The following is a 14,456-nucleotide window of genomic DNA, read 5'->3' as shown; positions in this document are numbered from 1 at the left end:
GGAGCGACGGATTCGAGTGAGCGGGCGGGAGTTGCCCGCTCGTCGCCCTCGGTGCCGAGGTCGCGCGGGCAGGGTGGTGCGTCGCAGATCGCATGGCCTCCAGCGATTGCGGAGGCGGGTAGCTGGCATTAGGTTCATCCCATGAGCTCCGCCTTTCCTCATTTGCTGTCGCCGATCGAACTGGGGAGGGTCAGGCTCCGGAACCGAGTCGTGATGGGCTCCATGCATACCGGGCTGGAAGACCGGGCCTGGCACATCGACCGGCTGGCCGCGTTCTTCGCCGAACGCGCACGCGGTGGAGTGGGGCTGATCGTCACCGGTGGTTACTCCCCCAGCCGTGAGGGATGGCTGTGGCCGTTCGCGTGCGCGATGCTCGACGAGACCGACGCCGAGCGGCACCGCGTGATCACCGAGGCGGTCCACGAGGCGGGAGGCAAGATCGCGCTGCAGATCCTGCACGGTGGACGCGATTCGAACATCCCCACCAATCTGGCGCCCTCGGCCGTGGCGTCGCCGCTCACCGCGTTCGAGCCCCGGGCGTTCACCGAGCAGGAGATCGAGACCACGATCGCCGACCACGTGCGCTGCGCGCGATTGGCGCAGCTGGCCGGATATGACGGCGTGGAGATCATGGGCGGCGAAGGCTTTCTGATCAACCAATTCCTCGCGCCGCGCACCAACACCCGGACCGATCGCTGGGGCGGATCGGCGGCGAACCGGCGGCGTTTCCCGGTCGAGGTCGCCACCCGGACCAGGGCCGCCGTCGGCGACGACCTGCTCATCATGTTCCGGATGTCACTGGCCGAATTCGTCGAGGACGGACAGACCTTCGCCGAGATCATCGACCTGGCGAAGGAACTGGAAACGGCCGGGGTCGACGTCATCAACACCGATATCGGCTGGCACGAATCGCGGGTGCCGACGATCGTCACCTCGGTGCCGCGGGCTGCGTTCGTCGGCTACACCGCGGCGCTGAAGGAGCACATCACGATCCCGGTGTGTGCGTCGAACCGGATCAACATGCCCGAGGTCGCCGAGGAGATCTTGGCGCGCGGCGACGCGGACCTGATCTCCCTGGCCCGCCCGCTGCTGGCCGACCCGGAGTGGGTCAACAAGGCCGCCGAGTCGCGCGTGGACGAGATCAACACCTGCATCGCCTGCAACCAAGCCTGCCTGGACCACACCTTTACCCGGCAGACCGTGTCGTGCCTGGTGAATCCCCGCGCGTGCCATGAGACGCTGCTGCAACTGCTGCCCACCAGGCGGGCCAAACGCGTCGCCGTCGTCGGCGCCGGTCCGGCCGGGTTGTCGGCCGCGATCGGGCTGGCCGAACGCGGACACCAGGTGGAGCTGTTCGAAGCCGAGAACCGGATCGGCGGCCAGTTCGACCTCGCCCGCCGCATCCCGGGCAAGGAGGAGTTCGACGAGACGATCCGGTACTACCGCCGAAAGCTCGAACTCACCGGCGTCACCGTGCATCTCAACGTCCGCGCCACCGCCGAGCAACTCGCCGCGGGTGGCTGGGACGAGGTGGTGCTGGCGACCGGTGTGCGCCCCCGCGTTCCCGACATTCCCGGCATCGATCATCCCATGGTGCTGTCCTATCCGGAACTGATCCGGAAGGAGAAGCCCGTCGGCAACCGGGTGGCCGTCATCGGCGCGGGCGGAATCGGTTTCGATGTCAGCGAATTCCTGACCGCGAACCACCACACTGCGCTCACACTGGACCAATGGCGCGACGAGTGGGGCGTCACCGATGACCTCCACGCTCCCGGCCAGCTCCGTGCTCGTCGGCCAGCTCGGGGAATCCGCGAAGTGACCCTCCTGCAACGGAAGTCGGGCCCCTTCGGGTTGACTCTGGGGAAGACGACCGGCTGGATCCATCGCGCCGCGCTGGAGGCGCGCGGTGTCGAGCAGATCGGCGGAGTCAACTACGAACGGATAGACGATCGCGGGCTGCACGTCAGCTTCGGCCCGCAACGTCAGGGTGGCCGGGTGATCGAAGTCGACAACGTGGTGGTGTGCACGGGGCAGGAATCGGTCCGAGATCTGCAGGACCAGCTCGAATCCCGCGGTGTCCGGGTGCATCTCATCGGCGGCGCCGACGAGGCGAAGGAACTCGACGCCAAACGCGCCATCCAGCAGGGTACCCAGCTGGCGGCCGAACTCTGATGTGAACAGTGGGCCCGGGGATTCGATCCCGGGCCCACCGGTATTCACCCGTTTCCGCCGCCCATCCGCACGAATGTGGCGGTGGCTGTCGCATAGACCTTGTCGTTGGCGTCGATGAGGCGGCCTTCGGCGGTCGCCGTCGTCCGGCCTACGTGCACCGCCTCCGCGACCGCCCGCACCGGCCCCTGGGTGTGCGAGACCCCGCGCACCAGGTTGGTGTTCATGCTCACGGTCGTGAGCATGGACTTGTCGTCCACCGACAGCTGGACCGCGCCCCACATCGCGACATCGAGCAGCGTGCCGACGACGCCGCCACCGACCACGCCGAGGAAGTTCACATGGCGCTCGTCCGGTGTGAGCCCCAAGGTCATCCGCCCCGGCTCGGCGTCGACGACCTCGATATTGAGCAGCTTGGCCAGCGGTGGCAGCGGCAGTTCACCGGTGCGAATGCGCTCGACCAGTTCGTCCCGCGTGAGCTGGATCATGCCCAGCACGGCGATGCTGGGATCGTCCCACTCCAAGTGCAGTGAGCGCACGCCATCGGTCACTTCGACCGTCGACATGTCGTTGTGTGCCATATGCTTCCTCTACTTTCCGGTGATCTGCTGGTCGATGAGAGCGAACAGTTCGTCCGCGGTCGCGGCCGCCTCGACGGCGTCCCGGCCCTGGGCACCGACGGACTCGGGTGCGGACTCGGGTCCGTCCACGGCGTCGGTCAGCGTCGCGCGGATCCGCTCGGCCAGTCGCGCCTTGTCCTCCTCGGACGGCAGCGTCGCGAACAACGCGGTGAGCGCGGCGATCTGGTCGTCGATCGCCGAGCTGGTCGCGGTCGCCTCCCATTGCGAGCGCAGTAGTTTCGCCACCGCGCTCACCGTCGGGTAGTTGAACACCAGCGTCGACGGCAGTCGTGTCCCAGTGCCCTCCGACAACCGATTCCGTAGCTCGACCCCACCCAGTGAATCGAAACCCATTTCCTGGAACGGCGTTTCGGGATCGATGGCCGCCGAGGACTGGAATCCCAGCACCGCCGCAGCGTGTTCGCGGACGAAATCGACTACCAATGCGTCGCGTTCGTCCTCCGGCGCGGCGGCGAGTCGGTCGGCCAGCAGCCCGCCCCTGCCGCTTCCGGTCGTGGTCCGCCGCGCGCGGCTGGGCACCAGGCCACTCAGCACCTCGGGCAGCAGTCCGGCGCGTGCCTGAGCCGCCAGGGCGGGCTTGTCGAATTCGACGCAGGCGACAACGGCCGCGTCCGTGGCGACCGCGGCATCGAACAGCGCCGTCCCGTCGGCGTCACCGAGAATCCGCAGACCCATCCGCTCCAGCCGTGCCAGCGCGGCGCGGTCCATCTCGCCGGTCATTCCCGTGCCCTGGTTCCACAGTCCCCAGGCGACCGACAGCGCGGGCAGGCCCTGCGCACGGCGGGCATGCGCGAGCCCGTCGAGGAACGCGTTGGCGGCCGCGTAGTTGCCCTGGCCGGGTGATCCGAGAATCGCGGCGGCCGAGGAGAATACGACGAACGCGGACAGGTCGTGTCCTCGGGTGAGCTCGTCCAGGATCAGCGCGCCGTCGACCTTGGGCGCAAGCACGCGATCGATCTGCCGTTCGGTGAGCGTCTCGATGGTGGCGTCGTCGATCAGGCCGGCGGAGTGGACGACCGCCGTCAGGGGGTGCTCGTTCCCGATCGACTCGAGCACGGCCGCCATACCGGCGCGATCGGCCACGTCGCACGCGGCGACCCGGGTTCGCGCGCCGAGCTGTTCGAGCTCGGAGACCAGGTCGGCGACCCCATCGGCCGCCGCACCGCGACGCGACACCAACAGCAGGTGCCCGATGCCGTGTGCGGTCACCAGATGCCGCGCGATCACCGCGCCCACCCCGCTCGTCCCGCCGGTGATCAGTACTGTGCCGTTGCCGAAAGCGCCTGTATGGAAACGGTTTTCGGTGGGTAGGTCACCATAGGACAGGCGCGGCAGGTGGATCTCTCCGGCGCGGACCGCCACTTGGGCGTGCCCCGATCGGATCACGCCGAGCACCATGTCGGCGTCCAGGTCCCCGTCGTGATCCAGGAGCACGATCCGGCCCGGTTGTTCCGATTGTGCGCTACGGACCAGGCCGGTCACCGCGGCGGTGGCCAGATCGACTGGTTCGCCGTCCAAGCCCGTCGTCCGGCGGGTCGCCACCACGAGGCGGGTGTCCGCCAGCCGCTCGGTGGACAACCACGATCGCAACAGTTCCCACGCCCGCATGGTCGCATGCCGCACTGCCCCGGCACGCCCGTCGAGCATGGAATCACCCGGCCGGTCCAGCTCGATCGAGGGCAACTCGTCGAGCGACCAGACGACCACAGCCGGGACTTCCTCGGCCGCAGCCACTTCCGCCACGTCGGCGTAGTGAGAATCGATGCCGGACATCCGCACCTGCCCCATCGTCGCCGTCACGCCGGTGGGTACGGCAGGCAGCGCCGGGAGTTCCGAGCGCATCCAGCGCAGGTGCAGGGGCGCCGCACGCCGCGCCGCGCTCGCTGTTGCCAAGGCGTCGGCGGCGATCGGACGTGCGAGGACCGCATCGATGCGCGCCACGAGGGCGCCGGTGTCGTCGGCGATGTCGATCTCGGCCCGGCCTTCGGCGTCCCGGCCGACACGGACACGCACCGCCGTGACACCGGATCGCCACAACCGCACGCCGGCGAACGAGAAGGGCAACAGCACCTGCTCGGTGGGCAGGCCATCGATCAGATCGCCGAGTGCCGCGTGCAGGCATGCGTCCAGCAGTGCCGGATGGATGCCGAACGGGGCTGCCGCGACGCTCACGGATTCGTCGAGGGAGACCTCGGCGAAGGTCTGCTGGCCGCGAGTCCACAGCGCGGTCACGCCCTGGAAGCCGGGACCGTAGTCGAAACCGCGCGCCGCCAGCCGATCGTAGAGCGACCCGTCCGACGGCTCGGCGCCAGAGGGCGGCCACACCGGTTCGCTCCAGACCGACGCCGAGCCGTCGGCGACGGTGAGCACGCCGCTCGCGTGCTGCACCCACGCGTCCACGCCCGCCGAATCCGGGTCGGCGGCGCGGGAGTGGACGGCGAAGCTCCGTCGCCCTTCCTCGTCCCGCGCCCCGACGCTCAGTTGTAGCTCGATCTCGGCGCTCGTGGTGAGCAGCAGCGGGGCTTGCAACAACAGTTCATCGACGTCCCCGACGTCCAGATGCGCGCCTGCGGCCAGCGCCATCTCCGCGAAAGCCGTTCCGGGCAGCAACACCGAGCCGAACACCGCGTGGTCGCTGATCCACGGCTGGGTGCGCACAGAGCACCGGCCGGTGAACAACCACTCGTCCTTGCCGGCCAGCGGCACCGCGCTGGTCAGCAGTGGATGTCCGAACGAGCCTGCCACGGCCTCGGGAGCGGGCTGCACCCAGTAGCGGCGGCGCTGGAACGCATAGGTGGGCAGAGTCACCCGTACGTCTCCTCCGGGCAGCAGCGACCGCAGGTCCACCGGTACGCCCGCCGCGAAGGACTGGCCGAGAAGGGTGACGAACTGGGTCACCTCGTCGACCGAGCGTCGCGACGAAGCCGCGACCAGCGACTTCGCCGCCACTTCGGGACGCTCGGCCAGGCATTCTCCGGTCATCGCGGTGAGCGCCGCGTCCGGTCCGACCTCGACGAAACGCCGCACCCCGGAGTCGAGGAGACTGCGCACTCCGGGAGCGAAGCGCACACAGCTGCGTACCTGCGCCACCCAGTAGCCCGGATCGCGCACTTCGTCGCCGACCCGCGCGCCGGATACGTTCGACACTATCGGCACGGTGGGCTCGCGATAGGTCAGACCCTCGGCCACCGCGCGGAATTCCTCGAGGATGGGCTCCATGAGCATCGAATGAGACGCATGCGAGATCCGCAGCAGGGTGTTCTTCCGTCCCGCCTCGGTCAGCCGCCGCTGCATCTCACCGACGGCATCGGCGTATCCCGAGAACACCACCGACTCCGGACCGTTCACCGCCCCCAGCGCGAGCCGATCGCCGAGACCGGTCAGCAGTTCCTCCGCTTCCGCCTCCGACACCGCGGCCGCCAGCATCGCCCCGCCCGCGGGCGCCGCCCCCATCAACCGTCCGCGCGCCGCCACCAGCGCACAGGCGTCGGCGAGCGACCAGACCCCGGAGACATACGCCGCGACGAGTTCGCCCAGCGAGTGACCCGCGAGCACGTCGGGTACGAGACCGTACGACTCCAGCAGCCGGAACATCGCGACCTCGAAGGCGAACAATGCGGGCTGCATCCAGTCCATCCGGTCCAACACCCCTGCCTCGTCGGTGAACATCACCTCCCGCAGCGAACCCCCGAGATGCCGGTCGAACTCCGCGCACACTTCGTCCAGCGCGGTCGTGAATACCGGGAACGCCCGGTACAGGCTCGCTCCCATGCCGACTCGCTGCGCGCCACCACCGGTGAACAGGAAGGCCGTCGCACCCGGCACCACCTCTGTCTCGACCGCGTGCGGGGACGCCGCCCCCGCCGCCAGCGCGGCCAACCCGGCGAGCAGCTCCTGCCGGTCGACGCCGGCGACCATGCCGCGGCGATCCAGTAGCGCGCGCGAGTCGAGCAGCGCACGCGCCACCCGCGACAAGTCGATCTCCGGCGCACCGGCCAGCCAGGACCGCAAGCGCGCGGCCTGACCGCGCAGGGCTTCCGCGGATTTCGCGGAGATCACGAGCGGTACCGCGGCAACCGCGGCGCCTGCCGCCGGTGCGGGGTTCGCCGCCGTACGCTCGTCGCGGGCGGACAGCGGCGCTTCCTCGAGGATCACGTGCGCGTTCGTACCGCTGATCCCGAACGAAGACACCCCCGCGCGCCGTACCCGGCTTCCGGAGGTCCACGGCTCGGCTTCGGTCAGCACCCGCACCGATCCGGCCGACCAGTCCACATGCGGGGAAAGTTCGTCCACATGCAGGGTTCTCGGCAGCATCTCGTGGCGCAGCGCCTGCACCATCTTGATCACGCCGCCCACACCGGCCGCCGCCTGGCTGTGCCCGATATTGGATTTGAGCGAACCGACACGCAGCGGGCGATCCGGACGGCCCTGCCCATAGGTGGCGAGCAATGCCTGCGCCTCGATCGGGTCGCCGAGTGTCGTTCCGGTCCCGTGCGCTTCCACGGCGTCCACGTCCGACGGCCCGAGCCCGGCATCGGCCAGCGCCGCCGCGATCACCCGCTCCTGCGACGGACCGTTCGGCGCGGTGAGACCGTTGCTGGCGCCGTCCTGGTTCACCGCGCTGCCGCGCACCACCGCGAGCACGTTGTGGCCGAGCCGCCGTGCGTCCGAGAGCCGTTCGACCACCAGGACGGCCGCGCCCTCCGCCCAGGCCACACCGTCGGCGGCGGCCGAGAACGATTTGCACCGCCCGTCCGGGGCCAGGCCGCGCTGGCGGGAGAATTCCACGAATACCGTGGGTGTGGCCATCACCGTCGCACCGCCCACCAGGGCGAGTGAACTCTCTCCCTGTCGCAGCGCCCGGCACGCCACATGCAGTGCCACCAGCGAGGACGAGCACGCCGTGTCCACCGTCATCGCGGGGCCTTCCAGGCCGAGTGAATAGGCGATGCGCCCCGAGACGACACTCGCCGCCGAGCCGGTCCCCACGTAGCCTTCGGATTCGGGCCCGGCCTTGCGGGTCAAGACCTCGTAGTCCTGGTACATCACCCCCGTGTAGACGCCGGTGTCGGTGCCCCGCAGCGATGTCGGATCGATACCCGCGTGCTCGAGCGCTTCCCACGACACCTCCAGCAGCAAACGTTGCTGCGGGTCCATCGCATTCGCCTCCCGCGGGCCGATTCCGAAGAATCCGGCGTCGAAATCGGCCGCTCCCGTCAAGAATCCGCCCTCTTTGGCGTAGGAGGTTCCGGTGTGCTCGGGATCCGGATGGATCAGACGATCGAGGTCCCAGCCGCGATCCGACGGAAACTCAGAGATGGCGTCGGTTCCCGATGCCACCAGATCCCAGAGATCGTCCGGAGACGCGACACCGCCGGGGTACCGGCAGGCCATACCGACGATCGCGATCGGTTCGTCGGCGCGCGTGTGCCGCTGCGTCTGGCGAACCCTCGGCCCGGCGCCATCGATCCGGGAACGCAGCAGCCGAGCGACGGCCGCCGACGTCGGATGATCGAAGGCGAGGGTCGACGGAAGACGCAGACCGGTGGCCTTGGTGAGGCGGTTGCGCAGATCCACCGCGCCCAGCGAATCGAAGCCGAGTTCGCTGAACGGCTTGTCGGCCTCCACATCCTCGCCCGTGGCGTGCCCCAATACCTCGGCGACCTGATGGCGCACGAAGTCCAGCACGATCGCGTCGTGCCGGTTCGGCGGCACCGACGCGAGCCGCGCCGCCAGATCGCCGCCACTGCCCTCGGCGCGGCGCGGCACCGCTACCAACGAACGCAGCAGCGGTGGCAGCAAACCTGCACGAGCCTGCGCGGACAATGCCGCGGTATCGAAGTCCACGGCGGCGACCAGTGGCGTGTCCGCGCCCGCGGCCCGGTCGAACAGCGCGACCCCGTCGGACTCGGTGAGGGGCCGGAAACCCATGCGGGACAGGCGGTCCAAGCCCGCGCGCCCCAGTTCGGCGGTCATCCCGCCGTTCTGGTTCCACGGACCCCATGCGACCGAGACCGCGGGCAGACCCGCAGCGACACGGCGCCGGGCCAGCGCGTCCAGCACCGAGTTCGCGGCGGCATAGTTGCCCTGGCCCGCCGAGCCCAGGACCGCGGCGATCGACGAGAACAGGATGAACGCCGACAGGTTCCGGTCACGGGTGAGTTCGTCCAGGTGGAGTGCGGCGTCGACCTTCGGCGCGAATACCCGCTCGATCCGGTTCGGCGTCAGTGCGTCGAGAGTCCCGTCGTCCAGGACACCGGCGGCGTGGACGACGGCGGTCAGCTCGGGACCGTCGGCCAGCTGGTCGAGCAGGGCACGTACCGCGGCGCGGTCACCGACGTCGCAGGCGAGCACCCGCGGTCGAGCGCCGAGTTCGGCGAGTTCGGCCACCAGTTCTCCCACACCGTCGGCCCGCTCGCCGCGCCGTGAAACCAGGACCAGATCCCGCACACCGTGCGTCGCGACCAGGTGCCGGGCGACGAGCGCGCCCAATCCACCGGTGCCGCCGGTGATCAACACCGTGCCCGTGCCCATGGTGACAGCTGTGCCGGACACGGCGTCCCGCCGGGCGAGCCGGGGCGCGAGCAGCTCGCCCCCACGCGCCGCCAGCTGCGGCTCGTCGGTCGCGAGGGCCGCCGAGATCAGCTCCGGCCCGACGAGCGCGTCGCTCTCGGCGTCCACCAGGACGATCCGGCCCGGATGCTCCGATTGCGCACTGCGCAGCAGACCCCAGGTCGCCGCGGCGGCCAGGTCGGGATCTTCACCGCGCAGTCCGGCGCCGTTGCGGGTCACCACGACCAGCTGGGTGTCGCCGGACTCGGGCAGGCGCAACCAGGACTGCGCCGCCGCCAGCGCGGCGTTCACGCTCCGGCGCACCCGGTCGGCCTCGGTGCTGTCCGCGTGCCCGGGTCCGGACTCGGCGAACCACACCACCACGTCGGCATGCGGTCGGGCGTTCGAGCCCGGGGCGTCGGTCTCGGCGGCCGCTACCAGCGCGGCCATATCCGAATGGTGTTCGTCGAAAGCGGATTGCGTCGGTCCGCCGACAGCGACCAGCCGCCCGGCGCCGGACCGTGCACCGGATGCCACTGTGGCCCAGTGCACGTCGTAGAGACGCTTCGGCTCGGCGGAGCGCGCGTTGTGCACCGCGTCGCTGTCGACCGGCCGCGCCTGCAGCGCCTCGACCGTCAGCAGCAACGCGTCCCCATCGTCGCGGAGCTCGACTCGCACGCCCTCGGCGCCCGTCCGCTGGATCAGCGCCCGCGCCGCGCTCGCGCCAGCGCGATACAACCGCACGCCGTTGAAGGAGAACGGCAGCGGCGCCTGGTGCGCGGCCGAATCAGCGGCCAATTCGTCGACAGCGGCGTGCAGTGCGGCATCCAGCAAGGCGGGGTGCACGCCGAAACGGGAAGCGTCCGAAGTCCCCTCGCCGAGCCGCACCTCAGCCAGGACAGCGTCACCGCGACGCCAGAATCGGCGCACGCCCTGGAACGCGGGCCCGTAGTCGAGACCGCGTTCTGCCAGTTGGTCGTACAGTGCGTCCCCGGTCGTCGCGTCGTCCGTGGATGGTCTGTCCGTACCGGCGGACACCGTCGCGTCCCCGGTATCGGGAGCGAGCACACCGCGTGCGTGCGTGGATCCGGCGTTCCGGTCATCTACGGGCCGCGACGCGATGACGAAGCGCCTGCGCCCGGCGTCATCAGGCGATTCGACGCTGATCTGAATATCGACCTCGATCCCCTCGTCCAGCCGCAGCGGCGCCTCGAGCACCAGTTCGTCGACCGTCCCGGCATCCAGTCGCGCGCCGACCGCCAACGCCAACTCCACGAACGCGGCTCCCGGCAACAGCACCGTGCCGAACACCATGTGATCGGCCAGCCACGGCTGCGACACCGTGGACAGGCGGCCGGTGAACAGCCACTCGTCGGTACCGGCCAGTGCCAGCGCCGCGCCGAGCAGCGGATGATCCATCGCCGTCAGTCCGGCACGGCCCACGTCGCCGATGCCGTCGGTAGGCGGCAACCAGTACCGCTGACGCTGGAACGCGTAGGTCGGCAACGGCACTCGGCGCGGCGGCCGGCCGGTGAACATCGGGCGCCAATCCACATCGACGCCCGCGGCGTGGGCGGCGGCCAGGAAAGCGGTGAACTGCCCGACCTCGTCCACCCCACGCCGCGCGGCGGCGACCACCGTGCAGCGGGCCTCGATATCGGGTTGTTCGGTCAGGCATTCACGGGTCATCGCGGCCAGCGCCGCGTCGGGACCGATCTCCAGGAATCGCCGAACCCCGCTCGCGGCCAGCGCCCGGACTCCGGGGGCGAACCGCACCGCCGCCCGGACCTGACGGACCCAGTACTCCGGATCGGTCAGCTCGTCACCGGCTGGTGCGCCCGAAACATTCGAGACGATCGGGATCGTCGGCCGCCGGTAGGTCACACCATGAGCCACGGCACCGAACTCGGCCAGCATCGGTTCCATCCGCGCCGAATGGAAGGCATGGCTGACACGCAGCCGGTTCGTCCGGCGCCCCTGGTCGGTGAAGAGCCGCTCGACCTCTGCGACAGCGTCGGCGTCACCGGACAGCACCACGGACGAGGGACCGTTCACCGCGGCCACGGACACCCGGCGGGCGTATCCACCGAGCGCGGCCGACGCCTCCTCTTCCGACACCGCCACGGCCAGCATCGCGCCGCCCGCGGGCAGTCCGCCCATCAGCCGCCCGCGCGCCGCTACCAGCGCACACGCGTCGGGCAGCGACCACACACCGGCGACATACGCCGCGGCCAGCTCACCGATGGAATGGCCGAGCAGCACATCCGGTGTCAGGCCGAAGGACTCGACGAGCCGGTACAACGCCACCTCGAAAGCGAACAGCGCGGGCTGGGTGAACTCGGTTCGATCCAGCGGTCCCGGCGCGCTGTCGCCTACCGGTGCCTCGGTGTGGATCAGGTCCTTCAGCGAACGTCCGAGCAATGGGTCGAACTCGGCACACACCCTGTCCAGTTCCGCCGCGAACACCGGGAACACCGCATACAGTTCTCGCCCCATCCCGGCGCGCTGCGCGCCCTGACCGGTGAACAGGAATGCCGTGCGTCCCGAGCCCGCGCGGCCTTCCACCACACCTGGCGCGGAATGCCCGTCGGCGAGTGCCGCCAACCCGGCCAGGAGTTCGTCCCGGTCGCGACCGACGACGGCTCCGCGCGTTTCCAGCCGGGCCCGGGAGGTGAGCAGCGAATGCGCGATATCCCGCAGGTCCGCCTTCGGATCGTCCGCCATCCACTGCCGCAGGCGATGCGCCTGTGCCCGCAGGGCCGCGCCGGAAGCCGCCGACAACAGCAACGGAATCATCTCCGGTGTGGCGTGATCCGACCCGGCCCGCTCCGTGGGAGCGGGCTCGGAGTTCGTCTCCGCGGCAGTGGGGTCGGCGGGAGCTTCCTCGAGGATGACGTGGGCGTTGGTACCGCTGGCGCCGAATGACGACACACCCGCGCGGCGGACCCTGGCACTGGCGGGCCACGGCTCGCTTTCCCGCAGCAGCCGTACCGTACCCGCCGACCAATCCACATGCGGGGAGGGTGCGTCGATGTGCAAGGTCTTCGGCAGCACTTCGTGCCGCATGGCCTGCACCATCTTGATCACGCCCCCGACACCCGCCGCGGCCGAGGTGTGACCGATATTGGATTTCAGCGACCCCAGACGCAAGGGCATGTCGGACTGCCGGGCGCCGTAGGCGTTGATCAGTGCCCTGGCTTCGATCGGATCGCCCAGCATCGTGCCCGTGCCGTGCGCCTCCACCGCGTCGACATCCGCGGGCTCCAGGCCCGCGTCGCGCAACGCCTGCCCGATCACGGCTTCCTGCGATCGTCCGTTCGGCGCGGTCAGTCCGTTACTCGCGCCGTCCTGATTGATCGCACTGCCGCGGACGACCGCCAGGACGGTGTGCCCGAGCCGCCGTGCGTCGGAGAGTCGTTCGAGCACCAGCACGCCGAGCCCCTCGGAGAAACCCGTGCCGTTGGCCCCCGCCGCGAACGCCCGGCACCGGCCGTCGGGTGAGAGGGCGCGCTGCCGCGCGAACGCGATGAGCAGGGACGGATCCGACATCACGGTGACCCCGCCCGCCAGGGCCACAGTGGCGTCACCGTTGCGTAGCGCCCGGCACGCCAGATGCAGGGCTACCAGCGAGGACGAGCATGCCGTGTCGATCGAGACGGCCGGCCCTTCCAGCCCCAGGGTGTAGGCGATCCGGCCCGACAGCACACTGCTGGAAACACCCAGATAGACATGGCCTTCCGTTTCGGCCGTGATATCCGGGGAGCCGACGCGGGGCCCGTAGTTCTGGTGGGCCACCCCGGCGAACACGCCGGTGTCGCTGCCGCGTAGCGATACCGGATCGATGCCGGCGTCTTCCAGTGCCTCCCAGGCCGCCTCGAGCATCAGGCGCTGCTGTGGGTCCATCGCGGCGGCCTCGCGCGGGCTGATGCCGAAGAAACCCGCGTCGAAATCGGCCACGGAATCGAGGAATCCGCCCTCACGTGTGTAGATCGTCCCGGGTACGTCCGGATCCGGATCGAACAACCGGTCCAGGTCCCAGCCACGGTCGGACGGATACACCCCGACGGCGTCCACGCCCCCGGCGGCGACGCGCCACAGGTCCTCGGGTGAACGAACTCCGCCGGGGTACCGGCAGGCCATCCCGACGATGGCGATGGGCTCGCGCGTTCGATCGGTGAGTTCGCGCAGGTGTTGTTTGGTCTCGTAGAGCTCCTTCGCGGTCTTCTTGAGATAGCGGCGTAGCTCGTCGGTGTCGGCCATCGGTGGGGCTCCTCATCGTGCAAGGTCAGCTGAGGTTGTCGATGAACTCGAAGAGTTCGTCATCGTCGGCGGTGTCGAGGTGGTCGGCGTCGCCACCCGGATCGACATCCCCGGCGTCCCTGCCTTCGAGTTCGCGCAGCAGGGCGGACAATGTGGTCGCCAGTGACGACCGGTCGGCGGCGGACAGTTCGGCGGAGGCGAAACTGCGGGCCAGCGCGTCGACTTCGGTCGCGATCCGTTTCGCGGGGTCCTCCACCGGAGCGATCTCCTGACGGAGGTAGCCGGCCAGATCCATCGGAGTCGGGTAGTCGAACATCGCTGTCGCGGGCACCTGGACGCCGACGGCAGATTTCAGCCGGTTGCGGAACTCCATGACGCCGAGTGAGTCGAATCCGATGTCGCTGAAGGGTTTGTCCGCGGCGATGGTCTCGGCGTCGCCGCCGAGAACCGCCGCGGCCTCGCCGCGGATCACATCGAGGACGATACGGTCCTGCTCGGCGGTCGACAGGCCCGCCAGGCGGTGCACCGGTTGCGGCGATCCACCCACCACGGTCTCGGCTCGGCGCCGGACGGGAGCCAGCAGGTCGAGCATGATCGGACGGGGGTCGTAATCGCCGCTCTCCGGAAGCGCGGACCAGTCGATGCGGGCCGCCACGAACGCCGATGCGCCACCCGCGAGTGCGGCGTCGAACAGCGCCATACCTTCCCGCTCGCTCAGCGGCGGGAAGCCCTCCCGCCGCAACCGGGCGAAGTCGGCGTCACCGAGCGCCCGCGTCATGCCGGTGCTCTGCTGCCAGGGCCCCCAGGCGATCGAGGTCGCGGGCAAGCCGTTCA

4 protein-coding genes are annotated in these 14,456 nt (G+C 70.0%); 1 reads left to right on the top strand and 3 read right to left on the bottom strand.

Annotated elements, in window-relative coordinates:
* Positions 1–141: 141 nt before the first annotated feature.
* On the top strand, positions 142–2,172 hold the full coding sequence (locus tag ON34_RS29180; RefSeq protein WP_040785694.1) for an NADPH-dependent 2,4-dienoyl-CoA reductase: 2,031 nt from the start codon (positions 142–144) through the stop codon (positions 2,170–2,172).
* Positions 2,173–2,216: 44 nt separating this feature from the next.
* Here ON34_RS29180 and ON34_RS29175 read toward each other — a convergent pair whose 3' ends face one another.
* The 3 genes from ON34_RS29175 to ON34_RS29165 all read right to left on the bottom strand — a co-directional run.
* A complete protein-coding gene (locus ON34_RS29175) occupies positions 2,217–2,750 on the bottom strand; it encodes a PaaI family thioesterase (protein WP_051023288.1) in 534 nt (177 codons plus the stop codon).
* A 9-nt stretch (positions 2,751–2,759) separates the two neighbouring features.
* Entirely contained in the window at positions 2,760–13,622 is a 10,863-nt protein-coding gene (locus ON34_RS29170; RefSeq protein ID WP_051023287.1) for a type I polyketide synthase, read from the bottom strand.
* 25 nt (positions 13,623–13,647) lie between these two features.
* A partial coding sequence (locus ON34_RS29165) for an acyl carrier protein (RefSeq protein ID WP_040785691.1) occupies positions 13,648–14,456 on the bottom strand: 809 nt, incomplete at its 5' end.

Origin of the sequence: Nocardia pneumoniae NBRC 100136 (assembly GCF_000308755.1) — a bacterium.
GTDB lineage: Bacteria > Actinomycetota > Actinomycetes > Mycobacteriales > Mycobacteriaceae > Nocardia > Nocardia pneumoniae.
This window is presented reverse-complemented; position numbering and strand designations above follow the sequence as displayed.

Coding starts and splice junctions, on each gene's coding strand:
- ON34_RS29180 (WP_040785694.1), top strand. CDS start 142: ATGAGCTCCGCCTTTCCTCATTTGCTGTCGCCGATCGAACTGGGGAGG.
- ON34_RS29175 (WP_051023288.1), bottom strand. CDS start 2,750: ATGGCACACAACGACATGTCGACGGTCGAAGTGACCGATGGCGTGCGC.
- ON34_RS29170 (WP_051023287.1), bottom strand. CDS start 13,622: ATGGCCGACACCGACGAGCTACGCCGCTATCTCAAGAAGACCGCGAAG.